Raw genomic sequence first — 21,367 nt, 5'->3', positions numbered from 1 at the left:
ATTCTTTAAATTAATTTGATGTAATAGTAAGAGTCTGCGGTTGTAATCCATCTCCGGAAACCGTTACTTTGACCTCTCCTTTCTCGTGTGTACTTCTAACAATTGCCAGAGCCCTTCCGTGCCAAGCTTTTCGAGTAGGAGATTGATAGGTTTCAAAATCTTTTAGATTGGCGTTATCGACTCCTTGAATAATTCCGGGTCCTTCAATTTTAAAATTAAGGCGTCCCTCTGCATTAGGATTCAAAACCCCTTCCCGATCCCTTAGTTCAACTGCAATATAAATCAGATCTTGTCCGTCGGCTTTGATCTCCTTTCGGTCGGCTGCCAATTTAATCTGCACCGCCTCACCTGCAGTCTTCAGCGTAACGGATTCCTGTTCTTCTTCATTTGCTAAACCAACCGCTTTCAAGATTCCCGATGCATAAGGTACGACAAAAACAGTTTTAAATTCCTGCTTCTCTCCTGTTTCCTTCTCTCCTAAAAACTGGCCATTAAGATACAGCCTAACCTTTGGGTATTTTGAATACACTTCGACCTCAACATTTTTACCGGTATATTCCGGCCATGTCCAGCTTTCCCAAGTCGGATATACCGACCACCAGGTCTGTTTGATTTCAAGAGGTTCAGGTGCCGGCTCTCGAACTGCCATATAGAGTTTTTCCTTTTCGTTATAGAGCATACTTCTGTAGTGTGCTATAGGTTTTCTCCATCCAATCAAATCTATATCTCCGCAATAAGCGCCGTGCCATGGAAAAAAATCATTTTCCCAATGTTCCCCAGGCACTTCTCCTGAATAATAGTTGCGTCCTATTCCCGATTCTCCCAGATAATCCATGGCTGTCCATACAAAATCTCCAATGACGTAATTGTTTTTCTGCACTAATTGCCAATTTTTAAAAGCATCTTTAGGATACGATTCCGTTTGGACTATAATTCGAGAAGGCACTCTTGTATGGTCTTGCGGCGCTTTGTCTAAGTTGTAGTTGTATCCCGCAACATCATGCTGAGCCATCAAAGGATCGAATATGTCCCAATTTTTACCGCCATTAACAATAGCCGATGTTATAGGACGGCTTGTATCGATTTTCTTTATTTCTTCAGAAAGCATTCCGGCTGTATTCACTGCATCAGGATCCTCTCTTTCAGGTATTTCATTTCCAATGCTCCACATAAAAATACTGGGATGATTGCGGTCACGCAGCACCATGGCCTGCAAATCGCGTTTCCACCAGGCATTGAAATAATTTGAATAGTCATATTTATTCTTACCAACTTTCCAGCAGTCAAAAGATTCATCCATAACCAGTAGGCCTAATTGGTCGCAGGCATCCAGAAAGGCTTCTGAGGGAGGATTATGCGATGTTCTTACAGCGTTGAATCCGCTGGCTTTTAAAAGCTCCACTTTACGCTGTTCTGCTCGGTCAAAAGCAGCAGCGCCCAAAGAGCCGTTATCGTGATGTACGCATCCTCCATTAAGCTTGATTGTTTTCCCGTTGAGCTGAAATCCATTCTCAGCTGTAAATTTAAGAGAGCGGATTCCAAAATCGACAATACTCTCATCAATAATTTTCTTCTGTTTTGAAACCTGCATCAAGGCTTTATACAAAAAAGGCTGCTGCGGGCTCCAAAGTGCCGGATGGCTTACTTGAATAAGCTGTGTTACGACTTTCTCACTCTTTGGGGAAAGCGCCACTTTTGTTTCCTGGCGCCCTGAAGTCTTAGATGTTGGATTCTGGATTAATGCTGTAACGGTAATTTCCTGTAATGATTCGGTTTCATTGATCACTTTGGTTTCCACACGGACTATGGCTTTCTTGGGAGAAATCTTGTCAGTGCTGATTCCTGTTCCCCATTGTGCTATATGGACAGGATCGGTATGAATCAGCCAGACGTGTCTATAGATTCCAGATCCGCTGTACCAGCGGCTGTTCATCTGCTGCGAATTATCTACACGCACCGCAATCACATTCTGTTCCCCATATTTGAGATGCGGAGAAAGATCATAACTGAAAGAGGAATATCCGTACGGATAAACCCCAAGCGATTTGCCGTTAATAAACACTTCGGAATTCATATAAACGCCTTCAAAATAAACCGCTGTTTTTTTGGTCTTCCAGTTATCAGGCACCGTAAAAGTCTTTCTGTACCAGGCGACTCCCGCCGGAAAATATCCTCCTCCTGCGCCAGTAGCGTTCTTTGGATGAACTTTGCCTTCAATGCTCCAGTCATGGGGCAGATCAAGCTCTCGCCAGTCTTTATCATTGAAATTTTCGGATGACGCTTTAGTTTCCTCTCCTAAAAAAAATCTCCAATCATCGTCAAAAAGCTGTTTTCTCTTTAAGTTTTCTTGTGCATGCAGAGATAAAAAATTTAGAAGCAGCATGCATAAAAGCAGCATGCTCTTCTTTAGATAATGTATGTGATGCAGAATTAGATTATTCATTTTCGTTATTTGATTTATGCTTTTCTGAAATAATGCAGCTAAGACGCTACTGCTTTTGGAGATATTCTAAAGTAAATCCAAACTCATACGGTTTGCTGCCGGAATTTGTATATTTTTCCATAGTTTTTGCCCCCCAGGAATCATCGCCTCCAACACCATGTATATTTAGATCAATATTTAGGTTTATAAAATCGCGTCTGGCCAGCTGATAGTCATGTCCGGCATTTTCCAAATCTTCTTCCGCATAAGGCCAAGCGCGGAAATTCAGCGGCTGAAATCCCGTTACTTTAATACTGTTTCCGTTTGGAGATTCAAGAGAAAACCAGCGCACATCACTGCGGTTTGCATTATCTTGCGGAGCTGGATACGGAACAATAAAATGTTCCAGCTCTTTGTGATATGCTCCTAACAGAGAAGCTGTTTTTCGGTCTGGATAATTCTCATAAGGGCCTCGGCCATACCAATCTACAGCATTATAATTTTTGGGAATGCGCACTCTCATTCCAAATTTAGGAATTTGTCCGATAGTATCGTTTAATGGCCTATAAAAAGCTTTTGTGACTAATTTCCCTTCTCCGTTGAGCTGATATTCCAGCGTATAATTGGCTCCAATACGGGGAAAATTGATATCAAACTTTACTGTCGCTAAGGTATCTTGCCTGGTTACAGAAACCTTTTTAACAACTCTATCTGCTGTCGCGTTTTTCCATTTTGAGAACTCTTTTGCATAACCGCTCTGCTTCTGGTTATCGTTTGGCGTTTTCCAGAAATAAGGTTCCAAAGGCCCCACTAACAGCTCCTGATCTTTAATCTTCCAGCTTGTCAAATCACCATTGGTTTTATCGAAAACAAAATTCATAGCATCCGTTTTAAGCTCAATAGCAGCAGGTGTTTCCTTTACTTTAACAGTCTTTGCTCCAGAAATATTGTTTTTCCACTGGTAAGGTTTAATGACAAACTGCTCGCGGGCGATGCAATAGCCTGTTTCTGCCCAAATCGCAGCATCTTTAAGCCTTACATAAATATTGAGGCAGATTTCAGAACAGTTTTTCTGTTCGTTCTGAAGATGTGGAAGATCAATAACAGAAGAAGCGCCTGGCAAAACAGAACCAAAGTTCAGAAGGCCTTTCTGCAAAGATTTTCCTTCGCAAACATATTCATATTCAATATCGAAATTTTGAAGCGGCAGAAAATCAAAACGATTCGTGACTTTAATGCTTGTTTTCTTTTCATCCTGCATTTGAAAAACGACAGGCTGATAGACTTTCTGCACCTCATAATAATGGGGATATGGTTTTCGATCAGAAGAAACCAGTCCTCTCATGACAAAATTGCCATCATTGGGCTTGTCGCCAAAATCTCCGCCATACGCCCAAAATTCGCTATCTCTTAAAGTATAATCGTCAGGATGCTGGGTAAGCTTAAACGGAGAACCATCTTTAGCTTTTGGCAGTCCGTGCTCGTCCCATTCCCAGATTGCAGCTCCGCATAGGCTTGGATCTGCATAAATTACATCCCAGTATTCCTGCAGATTGCCTCCAGAATTTCCCATAACATGCGCATACTCGCGCATAATTACGGGTTTGTCTTTGATCCTCTCGCCCAATTTCTTAAAATCCTCAGGATGCAGATAGCTGTCATCATAAAGATCTGATATTTCTCTGTGGGTATCCGAGAAAACCAGACGCGTCTTATCAAGTTTGCGAATGGTATCTGCCATTGCCTTCATATTTTCTCCTTTTCCGCCTTCATTGCCAAGAGACCAAATGATCACACACGCATGATTTTTGTCTCTTCCAACAAGCGAAGTGGCACGTTCTATATGAGTATTTTTCCAGAGAGGATCTTCGCCCAACTCTTTATTGCCAAGACCGTAAGCATGAGATTCCTGATTTGCTTCGTCCATTACATAAAAACCATATTTGTCGCAAAGCTCATAAAACAACGGATCATCGGGATAATGGCTGGTGCGTATCATATTGATATTAGCCTGTTTCATTAGCTCCATATCGCGTATCATGAGCTGGCGGCTGATATACTTTCCGGTACGCGGATGCATTTCATGCCTATTAATGCCTTTCAATTTCACTGCCTTTCCATTGATGTAAAATACGTCCCCGCGCACTTCAATGCTGCGAACGCCAAAATAGCATTCGGCTCTGTCTACAATCTCATTCTTCTTATTCTTAAGCTCCAGCACAAGCTTGTACAAATCGGGAGTTTCTGCCGACCATAGTTTCGGATTCTCCAGTATGGCGCTAATCGCAAAGGTGCTTTCATCTGATGATGAAACAGGCGCTTTTGCCTGAAACTGTTTTTCTATATAATCTCCTGATTTTGAATACCCAATTATGGCTGCTTCAACTTTCAAACCTGAAACATGCTTCTTATGCCTATTATCCAAACGGACATCGATGGCAACTTCTGTCTTTGAAAAGCTTTTATCCGGAACTGCTTTTACAAAATAATCTCCAATAAAAATTTTAGGTCTTGCAATCAGATCCACATCTCGAAATATCCCTGCCAATCGCCAGATATCCTGATCTTCCATATAACTGCCGTCGCAGTATTTGTAAACCTCTACGGCAAGTTTATTTTCGCCTTTCTCTATATAGGGAGTAATATCGAACTCGGCAGGCGACATAGAGTTTTCGCTATAACCAACCTTATGTCCGTTTACCCACAGGTACATTGCCGACTGGACTCCACCAAAATTAATAAACACCTGTTTATCAAACCAATTATCGGGAACAACAAAACTTGTTGTATAACTCCCTACCGGATTCCTTTCTTTATAGGTTGTATAATCCTTATCGGGCTCAGCGCTTACTCGTGGAATATCTCTTTTGAAGGGATAGGAGACATTGGTATAAATTGGCGTTCCAAATCCCTGCAATTCCCAACTCCCTGGCACCAGAATAGCATTCCATTTATCTGTAGAAAAATCTTCGGCATAAAATCCAACCGGTCTAGACTGAGGGTCAGCAGACCAGTTGAATCTCCACATCCCATTTAGGGACTTAAGCATTGGATTGTTTTTTTTCTCATCGGCAAGAAAACCGTAAGCGTGGGGTTTTTCCTTATTGATGCCATTAACCGCTGGATTCTCCCAGTCATTTATCTTCTGAGCATCTGCAAGATTAACCGCAAGAAATACGGTAATGAGAAAGATTTTTTTTATCATATCTATGAGTTTGAACAATTTTGTATGTTCCTAATTATTAATAACTTTTGGCAGCGCCTTAATACTGTATCTTAAAAACTACCGCTATGGCATTCGGTATAACTTTTGGTTTGGCAATTGCCAGTGAATCATTATTCTGTTTCCATAATATTTTTTCATTGCTTCCCAGTACTTTAATGCTTTTTATTTTTCTGCTTTCTTTTGCTTTGCCAAGAGATTTTACGATTATATCTTCTGAAGGCGCTCCCATAACCGAAACATAAAGCAGATTGCCTTTCTGGTTGAAACGAATGTCTTTCTCAGTCAAGCTGGCCTTACCTTCATTAAAGCCTGCATCTTTTATTGGATTGCTTGTCTCAGCAATCGGTCCTTCTCCAAAAATTTTCCAAGGGCGGGTGTCAAAAATACTTTCTTTGTTTACATCCATCCATTTGGCTATATCTTCAAGAATTGCAATTTCTTTATCATCAATAGAACCATCACCTCGCACTGGAATATTCAACAGCAAGTTTCCATTTTTGCTGACAATATCAATAAGCATCTGAATAACCGTTTTGGCTGATTTATATCCGTTGTTGTCATAAATTGCCCTGCTGTAATGCCAGTCGCCAATACAGGTGCAGGTCTGCCAGGCTTCGTTTTGAATCTGGTCAGGCACTCCTCTTTCCACATCCCAGACCATACATTTTTTCTGTTCTGGAGTCAGCACTTTTCCAAATAAAACTGCTTCGAGTTTGTTATCATGGGCCGCCATGTTGGTATTGTAGTAATGGGCCGCTATTTTCAGGCCTGCATCGCTTACAGGATAAAGCGGAAGTCCCGTATCATCAAAATAAAGAAGGTCTGGTTTGTAGGTATTGATTAAATCCATCGTGCGGTTATAAAAATTCTCACAATATTCCACAGAAGGAATAGAGGCTCCGTTATCCCAGTTCCACTGTCCCCACAAAGAGGTAATGCTTTGCTCGCTTCCAGCGCTTAGCGGATGATTCTGCGCATATAGCTCCTGCGGATCCAGCCCTTCCCACCAAGTGCCAACGCCATCTTTCTTGGTAAGTTTCCCATCGTAAGGAATTCCAGCATAAGGCCCTTTTTTGTCTGAACGCTGCGAAGTTTCAAACCAAGTCCAAGCGTGAGCCGCATGAACGCTTAATCCAAATGGCAGACCTTGTTTTTTAGCCGCCGCGGCCCAGCCTGAAATAATATCTTTTTTAGGGCCGACATTTACAGAATTCCACGCTTGGTATTTGCTTTTCCATAAATCCAAATTATCATGATGGTTGGCCATGGCAAAAAAATACTGTGCTCCCACACGTTTATAAAGCGCTACAATTTTTTCGGGATTCCAGTTTTCAGCCTTCCAATCCTTGATAACCTCCTTAAACCCTGCTTTAGACGGGTGTCCGTAATGTTCTACATGCCATTTGTACTGCGCTCCGCCTTCATCATACATAAACCGGCCATACCAATCTCCCTGCTCCGGCTGGCATTGTGGTCCCCAATGCGCCCAGATTCCAAACTTGGCATTACGAAACCATTCAGGAGTTTTATACTGCTGGAGAGATTCCCAAGTTGGTTTGAATTTTCCCGAAGCGACCTTTTCAGTGTTTTCTGCAACCGGCGACTGGTATTTTTGCTGTGCCTGAAGAAAACTGGCGCAGAGGATACATAAAGCTGTAAATAATTGGTTTCTTTTATTCTTTTTATACATTTTGATCTTTATTTTTTGTTAGCCCTGAGCCAACGTATTTTTAAATTTTTCTTTTCGGCTTTTATTGCAAAAGATTATTGGCTTTCTAATTTACAGCAGATTCTGCTGATACAGGTACATAATCTCTATATGAAAGTCCTAACAGAGATTATTCTACTGTTAGGACTTCTGTCAATTTAATTTACCTAGTTTTTTTAATCATTTTAAATGATTGGAGAAGATTGCCTCCGGTTCCTTCCACTTTTACGATATAGAATCCCGACTGAAGCGTATTTCCCATCGACAGCTGGCTTTGGTCTTTGACTTGCGCAGACTCAACATTTTTTCCGTTAATATCAAAAATCCGCACGCTTATCGGTTCCGTATAATCATTTATTTCAATTTTAAAGCTGTTTGTAAACGGATTTGGAGAACAGATAACAGTAAATTTTTGATCTTGTAGGTTTTCTGCATTAGCACTTAACCTCAAAGTTGCGCTAGATACCGCACTTAGAGACCATTGCTGGTTATTGCTTGAGCTGAGACTCCACTGGCTTAAATCGGCTCCGTTAGTTGCATTTCCTAAACCATCCAAGTACAATCCGGTCGCCTTATTTTTAAACTTGACATAGCCTGAACCAGCGTCCTCCTGTATCCATTTCTGCGCTTCACTTCCACTATAGGCCCATTGTCCAGCGATTGATGGATTAGCTGTTCTGCTCATTCCGTCTATATACAATCCAGTAGCTCTGTTTTTAATCATAACCTCGCTGCCGTTATACTCTAGAGCCCATTGCTGGGCACTGCTTCCGCTGTAGTTCCATTGTCCTGCGTTGCTTCCATTTGTGGTTCTGCTCATTCCGTCCATCAGCAGTCCGGTGCTTCTATTTGAAATGGTGTAATAAGCTGCAGTTTCAGCAAGATCGTCACCATAAACAAGGCCTCTTCCAACAGTACTCATATAAACGCGTCCGTAGATATTCATGTCTCCCATTACGAAGTTTCCGTTTCCTGTACCTCCATACTCATGCGCATCATCATTAACGCGAGTCCAATTGCTGCCTTGGTCTACAGAACGGAAAACTCCCGTAACGCCGCTTACAGTACCCCAGATATAAATAGTTGGATAAGAAGCGCCAGCCTTCGCTTTACCGATTCCGACTGCCGAAGCATTGCTTACAGCTGTTGAAGGTGTGCTAAAACTAGTTCCGCCATCAACTGACCTTATCAGTCCGCCAGAATTCTTAGCAATCCACAAGTGCCCAGCATACCCGGGAACTGTTCTAATCAGGCTAGATCCCCAAGCTCCAACATTAGAAACCGTATTGAAAGAGGCACCTCCGTCTGTACTTGCTTTTAAATCTCCGTTACTTCCGTTGTAGGCATAAAATTTATTGTTCGTAACAGCATCAGATACCGGAATTGTATTGAAATTAATTCCTGTTACAGTCGTCCAGCTAGCTCCATTATTGGTGGAACGGTACATAGCACTGGAAGATTCTGGAACATGTAGAATAGTTGCGCCGTCATACGAAAGTGCCACCGTTCCGCGTGGTCCTGCCAAGGTTGCGGTTGTCTTTATCCAATCAGTTCCTTGATTGTTGGAATAGTACATATATTCTCCAAGTCTTACAATTTTATTGGTATTCCCTGATGCATAGGCGAGACCAGATGTGGTTCCCATTGCAGGCTTATATTGCGGCGCATATACCGAAACATCAGTATGCTTAAATCCATCATAATCTCCAATGACACTCATTAAAGGTCCGCCCGGAATGCTGATCAAACCAAGTGGAACACTCTCTTCAAGGCCGATAGCATCAAACTTCCAAGAGGTTTTTGATGCATTAAGATCATCACAGGTAAAAATGCCGTTTCCAGATATTACGCTTGCCTTATTGGTATTAAACGGATTAAATTTGATATCTCCAGTCCAGTGAATGGATGCTGAAGATCCTGAAATCCAAGTGCAGCCATTGTCCAATACGTTGATTCCTGAATTTCCAACCAGATCTCTCCATGATGCGCCGCCATCTGTGCTCAAAAAGAAGCGGTCCGCATAAATTATACTGCCCTGTGCATTGGTATACTGCGCCATATAGGTATTCATAGATGACGCAATCAGACGCTGCGAATTGGAAGGGTCGACATCAATTCCGCCAAAAGGCCCCGAAAAACCTGATGGCGTAATATTAGTTAAAGCACCCGTAGCAGAAAGCTTCCAAATCTGTCCTGAAGAAGGGTTCCAAGGCCCTTCCTTATCAGCATACGTAATTAGCAAAGCCCTGTTGGAATCCAGCACTGCACGCTGTGGCATATAATTTATTGTGGCTCCCGAAATGGCATTCCAAGTATTTCCAGCATCCGTACTTTTATAAAGATTGGAAGCTCCGGTTCTGGAAACGCCAGCATAAATAGTCTGGGTGATGCCTCCAGAAACCGATGCAGAATCAAAAATCACAAAACAGATTCCGTTATCATTTGCTGTTGCCGTAACCGGAAATGACGATACCTTAGACCAAGTCGAACCGCCATTAGTGCTTTTAAACAATCCATCGCGTCTGCTTCCGCAGAAAAGCACATTGGAGTTGTTGGGATCTACAGCCAATCGCTCGCCGTTAGATCTTCCCATACCGTTTCCATGCGCCTTAAATTGCGAGGTCACTATAGTTTCAGTAAAATTGGCCCCTCTGTCGGTTGATTTTAAAATGGCTGTTTTCTGACCATTAAAATAATCGGTTCCCACCAGCATATAAACCACATTATTATTCTGAGGGTCAATAGCCAGCGATTCTACTCCCTGATAACCCAGCTGGTCTACACTGGTCCAGTCCAACAAGGGTATCCATCTGCTGCTGGATGAATCCCATCGATAGGCTCCCCCCACATCTGTACGGGCGTATTTTAAATTGGCATCTGTTTTACTTGGAATAATGCCGGTAACAAAACCTGCGCCTCCAATCTGAACATTTTTCCAAACACTCTGGGCTTGGGAAACAAAAACTGATAAAATCAATACGCATAATAAGTAAGCTTTTTTCATCTTGATTCGTTTTTAAAAGTTTAAAATATTATCATCCTTACAATCTATTCCTATCTGGCCAATACTTTTAATTCTCAGCATTTTGGCATTGATAAGAGCTGCCGCATCAGAAATGCGGCAGTATCCCTATAAATTCTTTTTGATTATTATTTAATCCCTTCTTTCAATGCCGTGACCATAGCTTGATCTCTTATTGCATTATTTTTTCTGTCTATTACATTTCCTACTTCCCAATAAAAAGGCACCACACCATTGATCTTACATTGTCTGGTTACAAAAGTTGTCCAATAATCCACCGATTTATTATGCAGCGCTATATCTTTAGGCTGGTGTTTCCCATTTACCGTGCGTCTCATTGCCGCATATTCTCCCAATACAACAGGAATTCCTTTACTGACAAACTTTTCTTTAAGTTTTCGGAACGATTCTAAAATGGCGTCTTCTTCACCATAAGTAGGATTTCGGTCTGGCTCAATAGTGGAATGATTTCCAGCCCCCCAATAGAAAACCATTTTTCCCCAGCTGACATCTTCGTCCAGAAAACAAAACTGCGACGGCGTGTATTCGTGAACCTCAACCATAAGACGGTTGGGAACAGCATCATAGGGAATTTTGTTCATCAACTCATAGGAAAGTCCCGCATTTGTAGATGGCCCCTGAACCACTAATGTTCTATAACTGTTCTTTCCTCCTGTTTCGCGAACTGCTTTTATAAAAGTTTCATGATAACTGTTTAGGATTTCCATTTCCTGAGCATCATCTGCTGGCGGTTCATTAGAACCGGCAAAAATCAAATGTTCGTCAAAGTCCCGCATTGTGGTGGCAATCTGTTCCCAAAGAGCTTTCTGCTTTGCATTGGTCACTTCTTTTTTAGCCAGACTGATGTTTTCATCAAGCCATCCTCCGTCCCAGTGAATGTTCAGCATCACATACATGTCATTGTTCACGCAGTACTGGATTACCTCTTTGACCCTGTTAAGCCAGGCTTGGTCGATTTTCATTTTGGAGGTATCACTCAGATAGCCGTTAACCCACGAACAGGGAATCCTAACCGCAGTAAAACCGCTGTTTTTTAAAAATTTTATATACTCTTCAGTAATCTTTTCATTGCCCCAAGCGGTTTCACCACCGAGTGCCTCCATAGTATTACCGATATTAATTCCCAAAGTCATCTTGGCGGCCAGTTCTGAAGCAGTGCTGCTCATTCCTGTAGCATCCGGGGCTTTGGGAGAAACATTGTAGCTTGGATATAAATTGGCAGTCTGTGTTACCGTGATTCGTCTAGCCTGTCCGTTATCTGCCTCTACAGTCAGCACAGCCGAACGGCTCACCCCGCTGTTATTGGCAGAGGCAGTGAATGAGGTCTTGTCCATACCTTGAGTCCCGCTTAATTTACTCAATTGCAGCCAGGATGAGGCCAGATTTGTTATGGTCCATTTACTGTTTGCTTCTATAGTAATTGGTTCAGATGTGCCTCCTTCAGGCATGAAGGAAACCGATTGCGACGAGACTGTCAAATACGGCTCTTCATCTGAACTTTTAGAACAGCTGAACAATGATGCACTGGTCATAAAAAGCAGCAGCATCTGATATAAAAATTTATGTTTCATCTAAATTGTTTTAAGATTATGATTTGAACTGCGGAAACTATCCAGCGGCAGAATTTCCGAACTTCAGAATCTTTATTTTTCTAATTAGCACCTGCTTTATCAAGAATCTTTACTACCCTGATATTATCAACTGCCGCTCGGAAACCTCCTGACGCCGGAGTCGAGGCGTCGTTAATAATAAAAAAGTTGATGCCGCCTGTGCCAGAACCGCCAACCAATTCGGTTAAGCTTGCTGCTGAATCGCCCGTTCCGTCTTTATTGTCCTTTTTGGTACGGAACTCTGTTAAAGGAATCGTTACCGTAGTCCATTTCCCTTCTGTAGTAACACCTTTGCCTCCAGTAGTTTTCCAAGGTTCATATCTTGCCAAATAGGTCCAGTTATAATCCTTTACGATAAAAATAGAACTGCCTTTCCAAGTTCCCGCAATATTAATTTCGAATTTTAAGGCAAACTGGCTAAGGTCTAATGTCAAATCATTAGGCTGAATCCAATGCTGGGCCTGCTCAATATTAATGCATCGTCCGTTCTCCCACCAAGAACCGTTTCCTGCACTCAAAGCACCTGGATTTAAAATAGGGTAAATACCTCTGCTGTTTGGAAAATCAGGATCATTGTCACTTGTTGAAGTTCCCCAGGCCATGCTGCCAATAGTATCGAAATTGCAAATCATTCCCGTGGTCAGGTCATTTACATTAAATGAAGTAAGAATTTCACCCGACGCGGTTCTGATTTTCAAAGGACCACTGAGTGCTGAATCAGGCATCTTAAAAGTAATTGAAGTTCCGTCATCTGAAGCTGTAAATTCCTGCACGGACACGCCTGCAAAAATGAGTTCGCTGATCTGAAACAAATTTGTTCCGTACACATCCACCTCTTCCCCCGGCAGCGGATTTTCGTTTGAAATGTGACCTAACACAGGAGGCCCAGCCACTATATCAATACCAAAGGTCACTTTTCCCTTTGGAGTGACAAGCTCAATGGTATTTAAATCATTTTCCGCAACAGAAGGAAATGGAATCACTGCCGGCACCTGCACAACTGCATAGTTGTCAGCAAACAGGCCTCCGTTAAAATCGACCGCTATACCATTGAAGGCAATCTTTACGGCATCCTTTAAATGAGATCCCTTTAAGACAACCCACTGTCTCGGAACCAGTTTGTTAACCAATGTGTCATTAGGAGCCGCCGCATAATTGCGCACCTCTGTGATCACCGGTCCAGAGCCTGAATCTTCATCATTGTTGCAGGACACAAACATTGCCGCCACAAGCATCATGCCTGCAAAAAGCAGGCGGGTAAAACTATTGTCTATTATTTTTTTCATAACTGTCATTATTTATAGTATGGAACTGACGGTTCATTCAACTTAGGGTTCACCACAACTTCTGTCGTCGGAAGCTGCAGGGTAAAAGTGGCAGAGGTTGCAGGCGATATCGTTCCAATAGGATCGTTTGGCGTTGCTGTTTTTGAATCCTTGTCATAATCAAACAATACTCTCTGCTGATCATTTAAAAGCTGGACTGCCTTTTGGGGATTATAATATGACAGCCTAACCAAATCATACCAATATTGTCCCTCGCAGGCAAATTCCACTCTCCTTTCGTTCAGAATGATATCTTCATTAATCGAGGTAAGAGGATCCACTCCCGCACGTGTTCTTACTTTATTAAAATACAGCAGCGCATCGGCATCACTTGTCGAAACAGCGTTTCCAAGCACCGCTTCTGCATACACCAGATATACATCTGCAAGTCTCAAAAGGGCATTGTGCTCAATAGATCCCAGGTAAGACATAGCAGGGGAATTGTTGTCGGCTTCATTACCAATGATGTGCTTTTTCATTCCAGGAGAAGCGGCCGTATAACCGCCTCCCGCGGCATTAAGCTCTGGATAATGATCTCCTGGCAGCATAAAGCTTGCTTTGCGTCGGATGGAATCCTGCTCTGTATACGCTAAATACAGATCATAACTCACCCCTGGAGAACCCCAGGCGCCCCCTTTTTGAGGATTAATGTCATTGCTCGGCGAGTAGGTCAGCAGATGATTGCCCTGCATCCATTCGGTAGTGGCAGACCATTGCAGCGCAAAAAGTGATTCCTGATTATCATTAAACTTGGTTTTAAAAAGATCTGCATAACTAGGCAGCAGCGTTAATCCACTGTTCATAATAACATCTTTGGCATAAGTCTTGGCCAGATTTAAATATTCCTGATTGCGGTTTCCTCCTGTCTGGCCCACTCCCGCTCTAGTCAGGCAGACCTTGCTTAGCATTCCTTTAGCCGACCATGATGTAACTCGGCCTGGCTGATCGGTTTTAGGCAGGTTTTCTGCCGCAAAAGTTAAATCCTCTATTACAAACCTGTAAACATCCTCTATTCTGTTTTTATTGATTAGAGGCGATTTTATCAGTTTGGTGTTATCTTCTATAATAGGCACTTCTCCCCAGAGCATTGCCAAATGATAGTAAGCCATGGCACGTATGAATCTTGCTTCGGCTGTCGCTGCATTTTTATCTGCGGCCGAAACCGTTGAAGGTGTTTGCTCATTAATGGCATTAATAGTCGTATTGCAATGTGCCACTATAATGTAAAGTGCCGCCCACCCGGTTGTCAGTCGGCCATTGGATCCTGAAAGGGTAAAAGTATTGAGCTGCACCAGATCGGAACCCTGATATTGCAGAATAAGATTGCCGCTCAATATATCTCCTAAAGGCAGATAAGCAGTATTATTCCATTGTGCCCATATTCTGCCGCCGTACAATGCTGCGGTAGCCAAACGAAGTTCTTCTTTTGTCTGGTAAAAATTCTCTGTACTTATTTCTGATTGGGATGGACGATCCAGAAAATCGTCTTGGCACCCGGTAAGCACTGCTGTGGCCAGCAGGCTTAGAATGATATTTTTATAAATAGCCCTCATATTGTTCTGTTTCATTTTTTAGTTAGTTAATCCCAGATTAAGTCCAAATGTAAAGCTGCGGGATTGCGGATAGAAACCATTGTCAATTCCTGCCTGCAGAGGATTCCACGAACCCACCTCCGGGTCCATCCCCGTATAGCTGGTAATTAAAAAAGGATTGGTGACATTAACATACAGCCTAAGCGAGCTTATATGTATTTTTTTCATCATCTCATTTGGAAAAGAATATCCCAAAGTCATGTTCCGGCATCTTATGAAGGAACCGTTTTCTACATATCGGTCAGAAAAACGGTTGTTTCTGTTGCTGTCATTGTTTTTCAGCCCTACAATAGAAGTCTCCGGATTGGTCACATATACGTTATTGACATCTGAGGCTGAACCGTTAGGATCAATTAAGGCCAGTACAGCGTGATCTTTTAAGGACTTCAAATAGCCGTTATTGGTAAGCGGATTGTCTCCATTGATTCTCATTCCATTCACCACCTCGCTGCCTTGGTTGGCAGTAAAGAAAATATTAAGATCAAAACCTTTGTAAGTAAACGTATTGCCAAGTCCAAACTGAAATTGTGGAACAGGCGATCCTAAAAATGTCTGATCTTTTTCAGTGATCACGCCATCTCCGTTAAGATCCTTAAATTTAAGGTCCCCATACCATACTCCGCCCGAATTGGGAGTAATCGGCAGCACTGTTCCGTCGGTATTGGTTGGAAGCGCATGGTTTTTAAAATCATCTGCTGTAGCAAATACGCCATCTACTTTGTAACCGTAGAATGCTCCTATTGAACCGCCCACTACAGTTCTGGACACAACATCTCCCCCATAGTATCCTGGAAGGAAAGCTCCGTCTGTATTTAATTTCATTACCTTGTTTTTATTGTGCGATAAAGTAAAATCCGTAGTCCATGTAAAATCCCCGCGCTCCATATTTCTTGAACTCAAATGAAGATCTATACCTCTGTTGCGGACCTGCCCTATATTTACATAAGGAGCATTGATGGCCCCAGGAGAATACCCCACAATAGTTCCCGAATACAATGGAAGAGGAATCTGCATAAGCAGTCCATCAGTCATACGGTTGTAAACATCGACAGATAGATTAAGCTTCCATCCAAACAGCGCTGCATCAAGACCAATATTGCCGTATTTGGTTTTTTCCCATTCTACTGCGGGATTTGCGATATTGGTAGTCATTTGCGCATTGCCTGAAAGGCCTGTGGACACGGATTCCAATGTCGACAGATAGGCATTGTTTCTAACATTTTGATTGTTGGTAAGGCCATATCCTGTCCTCAATTTCAATTCATTGACTATTTTAGAGCCTTTTAAGAATTTCTCATTGTTTAATTTCCATGCAAATGCTCCAGAATATGTGGTTACCCAGCGGTTATCAGGGGCAAATTTTGAGGAGCCGTCCGCTCGGACATTGACTGTAAAGAGGTATCTGTCATCATAGATGAAATTTAAACGCCCAAAATATGATTCCTGGGCACTGTCTCCTCTGGTTCCTCCATTGGTAGCAGTAGTCAGGTCACCACTTCCGATATTGGTTACATTATTGGAAATAAAATTTCTTCTTCCTGCCGATACATTTTCAAACTGTGTTAGCTGTGCCTCATGTCCTGCAAGAACATTAAAATTATATTTTGTAATGACCTTCGAATAGGTAAGGAAACTTCTAAAAGTGGTAAAATAATCCTGACTGTAGGAGTAAGAAGCTTCATTAGTCACTTTTTCTGCTAGTCCAAATTTATACGTCGGACTAAATTTGTCTTCAGTCTTAAAAGCAAAATTACCCGAGAGCTCATTACGGAATGAAAGATCTTTTGTAAAGGCGATATCTGCATAAAAATTGGCAAAGAGCTGGTTTCTCTTGGGATTGTTCTTGTTGATCAATGCCAGGGCATAAGGATTTACACGCTTTGCAATCCAGCCCTCACTGCTTTCCTCCCCGGCAAAACTGCCATCAGCATTTCTCACAGGGATATCCGGTGTCTGGCTTAATGCCTCCTGAATGACATTTGATCCGGTAGAATTTACATTCTCATCTATATGGGCCAGCTGCAAACTGGTTCCTATCTTAAGCCACTTTGTTGTTTTATTATCCAGATTCAGTCTTACTGATGTTCTCGTAAATTCAGATCCCAAGGCAATTCCTTCCTGGTTAAAATACGAGCCTGAAAGCAGATACTGCGTCTTTTCATTACCGCCGCTTAAAGTAAGCACATGATTTCTTACAGGAGCTTTGCGGAACAATTCCTTCTGCCAGTTGGTACCCTCCCCTAAATAATTTGGATTGGCAAACTCAGGCCTGTCATCGAACCCCCATACAGCTGCCCTCTGATTAATAAATGTGGCATACTCCCTTAGATCCATTGTCGGATATTGTTTTATAAGTTCCTGATATCCCGTTGAAAACTCATAAGTTATTTTTGGAGCCCCTTCTTTTCCTCTTTTGGTAGTTATGACAATTACTCCATTTGTCGCCTGGGATCCATAAATTGCTGTAGCTGACGCATCCTTTAAAACATCCACTGATTCAATATCTGATGGACTGATCGTCGCTAATGGATTTGTTCCGTTGCCTGCATCAAAATTCTGTCCGATTATCACACCGTCAATCACGTACAGAGGTGAGCTGCTCCCAAACGAAGACATACCACGTATCTGTATGTTTACACCTCCTCCAGGCTGTCCTGAAGTCTGCTGTACTACCACTCCGGCAACCTTCCCTTGAAGAGCCTGATCAAAAGTGACAGGCTGTGTCCTGCGGAGCTCGTCACCGCTGATGGAGGATATGGCTCCCGTAAGGTCTTTCCTTTTGGCTTTTCCATATCCGATCACCACTACTTCGTTCAGTGCTTTTAAATCCTCTTTCAATTTGATTGCAAGCTCGGCATCGGTAATTTTTACTTCCTCCTTGACAAAACCCAGATAGCTAAATACAACAGTTTCACCGATTCTTGCCGTAATGGCAAAACCTCCATCGGCATCTGTCGCTGTTTTCTGATTTGTTCCCTTAAGCTGGACATTCACCCCAAAAAGAGGCTGCCCATCTGTTTCTGATGTGACAGTACCCTTGATTTTTTTCTGGTCAGAATTTTGAGCTGACATCAATCCGGCATACAATAGCATCGCTATTATGATGCCTGCATTAAAAAGACTGCGGCTGCGCTTTTTAATGCATCGCATTTTTTTTTCATTCATAATTGGTTGGTTAGGTGTTAGTTAATAAGCTGGTTTGCCTCTTTGGAAAAATTCCTAGAGACAGGGAACAAATTAACAATAAAGGCCAGCCAAAATATGGTTCCATTTGTATCAGAAAAAGGGTCAAATTGTAATTATTACAGGACTTATGATAAAAAAAACCGACTATTTATTTCATTAAAATATTTTATATCCTAATTTTTTAGGATATTGTCAACATCATTAATATTCTTTACGCGAACCGAGGAAACAGTACAGCATTAGTTTTCCATCATTCTTACGCCATTAATATGTAGACAGTCAAATAACATTTCATACATAAAAAAGGATTTTTTATACAAATTATTTATCTTTGTCACTAAGATACTTAGTACATGAGCAAAATTAATAACCAAGATATACTGTCAAGATTCCAAAATGCGAGCAGAAAGTATTCTGATGCATCTTCATTCATGCATGCCGCAATTGCGCAAAAAGCTGGGTTATCGGGTACTGACCACAAATATTTAGGACTTATTCTTCCCTACGAATCTATAACTGCGGGAGAAATTTCAAAACTTACGGGTTTAAGCACAGGTGCCGTAACGGGATTAATAGACCGATTGGAAAAAATGAAGCTCCTGGAAAGGCATTTCACCAAAGAAGACCGAAGAAAGGTCATCATTGTTCCAAATGTCGAAAACAGCATGAAGCTTCTCAAGCCCTTCTTTGATGAACTGCAGCAGAAAACCATGGCATTGCTTGCTGCTTTTTCAGAAGAGCAGATCAAAACTATAGAAAGTTATTTTATTAAAGCCACAGCCATAATGGAAGAAACAAAAGATAATTTAAACAAAAAATAATATGGAAGGTCTTACTGCAAATTACCTGACTAGAGCTGAAATATGGCTCTGCCTCACCACGCTTATCTACTTTTTAATGAATGGCGCACAGATTTTCGAAACTCTGGTTTTTGTGCCTAAATGGACAGAATCGGCACCTGAAAATTTTAAGCTTTTACTGGATGGAAAAGGCGCTGGCCTGAAAGTTTTCTGGATTATATTTCATTCTCTGCATGAAATCACCTTTATCCTTGCCATTATTTTCTGCTGGAGAATTGACCCCGTACGAAACTGGCTTTTAGTTTTATTTGCTGCGCATTTTGCAGTTAGGGCATGGACGCTCTCCTATTTTGCGCCAAACATCATTGATTTTCAAAAAATAGCAGAAAATCCTTCACTTGCAAAGGATCTTGCAAAACGAACTTCCCTTTGGCAGACCCTCAACTATATCAGGGTCTCCATATTTCTTGTCATTTCCTGTGCATTAATTCCCTTGTGCATCAAATTATTCAATTTAAAAGCATAAAACAAAAGGCAGCGTAAATTTACACTGCCTTTTGTTTTTATGACTATTTCGGTTACTTTTTTATCATTACGCTGATATTTTATAAAAAGTATAAAAATATTCCCTTTATAAATTATTGATTCTAAACTTATAATCCTTAGGCCACATCTACAATAGAATATATCATTCATTATTAAAAAAATTGGTTTCAGATTCTAACCTGCAACATCTTTTTTTAGCCTCACCCACTAAAATCAAAGTAAATTTCAGTTCCAAAAATCCGATTTTTGAAAACCTCAGCAAAATGTACATTTGTGCCATCATTTATCCCTTTTTGTCACAAAGTTTGTACCTCGAAACCCGAGGTACAAATGAGGTACAAATTTTAGCAAAACAACACCTAAATATTCCAAAAAACAATTGAATAAAAAAACATACAAAATGTTAATTACCAACACCTTAACTCTCTTTGTTATTTTTTGTTTTGCGTTTCTTTGCCCCTTCTATTTGCCGATGCAGAAATTTGCAAAAATATTCCCCAACAATTCGTCATTTGACACCTGGCCAGTAATCAAACCGAATTGATATAAAGCTTCACGTATATCCAATGCCATAAGATCACTAGAAAGACCAGATTCCAAACCAAATTTTACTTTCTGAATTTCATCTAAAGCTTTCAATAACGAATCATAATGCCTTGTATTCGTTACAATTGTTTCATTATTACGAAGTGCTCCTGTATTAACAAATGACAACAATTCATTTTTTAAATCCTCCACTCCTATTTTTTCTTTTGCAGAAATCAATAATAGTTTTGCATTTAAATTCTCTAGTTTGCTGGTAATATTTTGTACTTCATCAGCTGAAAGAATATCTTTTTTATTCACTACAATAAGTAATGGTTTCAACGGATATTTATTCTTGATTTGCTCTATTTCAGAGACAAAATCAGAGCTCGAAGTCTGGAATTTTAATCCGTCGAACAAATAAATCACAACTTGTGCCTGATCGATTTTTTCAAAGGTTTTTTTGATTCCGATACTTTCTACAACATCTTTTGTGTCGCGAATTCCTGCTGTATCAATAAATCTAAAACCAATACCGCCAATGACCAGTTCATCTTCAATTGTATCACGAGTTGTTCCTGCTATATCCGAAACAATTGCTCGTTCTTCATTCAATAAAGCGTTTAACAAAGTTGATTTCCCAACATTGGGTTCTCCAACAATGGCAACTGGAATTCCATTTTTAATCACATTTCCAACTGCAAACGAATCAATTAATCGTTTTAGAACAAATTCAATTCTGTTTAATAACTCATGAAACTGAGTTCGGTCAGCAAATTCCACATCTTCTTCTGCAAAATCCAATTCTAATTCGATTAAAGAAGCAAAGTTTAAAAGCTCTTCACGAAGTTTTGCAATTTCATTACTAAATCCGCCTCGCATTTGCTGCATGGCAATTTGGTGCGAAGCCTCATTATCAGACGAAATCAAATCGGCAACAGCCTCTGCCTGTGACAAATCTAACTTCCCGTTTAAGAAAGCACGAAGTGTAAACTCACCCGCATCTGCCATCCTACAACCTTTTCGTAGTAATAACTGAATAATCTGCTGTTGGATATAAGTCGATCCGTGACAAGAAATTTCGATTGTATCTTCTCCTGTGTATGAATTTGGACTTTTAAAAACTGAAACCAAAACTTCATCAAGTGTTTTTGTTCCATCTATAATATGTCCTAAATGAAGTGTATGTGTTTTTTGTTTCGTTAAATCTTTGTTTTTAATAGATTTAAAAACCGAATTTCCAATGGTAATCGCTTCGGTTCCAGAAATTCGAATTATGGCGATGGCTCCGGCTCCTGAAGGTGTAGCCAAAGCAACTATAGAATCTTGATTTATCATGTGGCAAAGTTACAAAAAAAGCCCCAATTTATTAAGAATGAACTTT

Annotated in this window: 11 protein-coding genes; 2 read left to right on the top strand and 9 right to left on the bottom strand. The window is 41.1% G+C overall.

Features of this window, described 5'->3' with window-relative positions; genetic code table 11:
• Positions 1-10: 10 nt before the first annotated feature.
• The 8 genes from BM289_RS17180 to BM289_RS17145 all read right to left on the bottom strand — a co-directional run bounded on the left by BM289_RS17180 (position 11) and on the right by BM289_RS17145 (position 17,998).
• The gene (locus BM289_RS17180; protein WP_091495783.1) at positions 11-2,443 is read right to left on the bottom strand and encodes a glycoside hydrolase family 2 TIM barrel-domain containing protein; all 2,433 of its coding nucleotides are present in this window, start codon (positions 2,441-2,443) and stop codon (positions 11-13) included.
• Positions 2,444-2,489: 46 nt separating this feature from the next.
• Positions 2,490-5,627, bottom strand: coding sequence for a glycoside hydrolase family 2 TIM barrel-domain containing protein (locus BM289_RS17175; protein WP_091495781.1), 3,138 nt, complete (start codon positions 5,625-5,627; stop codon positions 2,490-2,492).
• Between the two features lie 58 nt (positions 5,628-5,685).
• Entirely contained in the window at positions 5,686-7,338 is a 1,653-nt protein-coding gene (locus tag BM289_RS17170) for an alpha-L-fucosidase (RefSeq protein ID WP_091495779.1), read from the bottom strand.
• A 181-nt stretch (positions 7,339-7,519) separates the two neighbouring features.
• Positions 7,520-10,360 carry an RICIN domain-containing protein gene (locus BM289_RS17165; protein WP_091495777.1) on the bottom strand — a complete coding sequence of 947 codons (2,841 nt, stop codon included), beginning with the start codon at positions 10,358-10,360 and terminating at the stop codon, positions 7,520-7,522.
• Positions 10,361-10,506: 146 nt separating this feature from the next.
• Positions 10,507-11,970 carry a cellulase family glycosylhydrolase gene (locus BM289_RS17160; RefSeq protein WP_091495775.1) on the bottom strand — a complete coding sequence of 488 codons (1,464 nt, stop codon included), beginning with the start codon at positions 11,968-11,970 and terminating at the stop codon, positions 10,507-10,509.
• Positions 11,971-12,050: 80 nt separating this feature from the next.
• Positions 12,051-13,247 (bottom strand): glycan-binding surface protein, encoded by a 1,197-nt coding sequence (locus BM289_RS17155; RefSeq protein WP_143102096.1) that lies wholly within the window; start codon positions 13,245-13,247, stop codon positions 12,051-12,053.
• A gap of 56 nt (positions 13,248-13,303) precedes the next feature.
• Positions 13,304-14,839, bottom strand: coding sequence for a RagB/SusD family nutrient uptake outer membrane protein (locus tag BM289_RS17150; protein WP_244165401.1), 1,536 nt, complete (start codon positions 14,837-14,839; stop codon positions 13,304-13,306).
• Positions 14,840-14,905: 66 nt separating this feature from the next.
• Complete coding sequence (locus BM289_RS17145; protein WP_394332984.1) at positions 14,906-17,998, bottom strand: SusC/RagA family TonB-linked outer membrane protein; 3,093 nt, start codon at positions 17,996-17,998, stop codon at positions 14,906-14,908.
• Between the two features lie 467 nt (positions 17,999-18,465).
• Here BM289_RS17145 and BM289_RS17140 point away from each other — a divergent pair, with 467 nt between their 5' ends.
• Both BM289_RS17140 and BM289_RS17135 read left to right on the top strand, forming a co-directional pair.
• Positions 18,466-18,933, top strand: a complete 468-nt coding sequence (locus BM289_RS17140; protein WP_091495769.1) for a MarR family winged helix-turn-helix transcriptional regulator — start codon at positions 18,466-18,468, stop codon at positions 18,931-18,933.
• Position 18,934: 1 nt separating this feature from the next.
• Positions 18,935-19,438 carry a transposase gene (locus tag BM289_RS17135; protein WP_091495767.1) on the top strand — a complete coding sequence of 168 codons (504 nt, stop codon included), beginning with the start codon at positions 18,935-18,937 and terminating at the stop codon, positions 19,436-19,438.
• Between the two features lie 482 nt (positions 19,439-19,920).
• Here BM289_RS17135 and mnmE read toward each other — a convergent pair whose 3' ends face one another.
• The gene (mnmE, locus tag BM289_RS17130; protein ID WP_091495765.1) at positions 19,921-21,321 is read right to left on the bottom strand and encodes a tRNA uridine-5-carboxymethylaminomethyl(34) synthesis GTPase MnmE; all 1,401 of its coding nucleotides are present in this window, start codon (positions 21,319-21,321) and stop codon (positions 19,921-19,923) included.
• Between the last annotated feature and the right edge of the window lie 46 nt (positions 21,322-21,367).

Origin of the sequence: Flavobacterium phragmitis (assembly GCF_900112575.1) — a bacterium.
GTDB lineage: Bacteria > Bacteroidota > Bacteroidia > Flavobacteriales > Flavobacteriaceae > Flavobacterium > Flavobacterium phragmitis.
The sequence above is the reverse complement of the archived record's forward strand: the minus strand, read 5'-3'. Positions and strand labels throughout refer to the sequence as shown.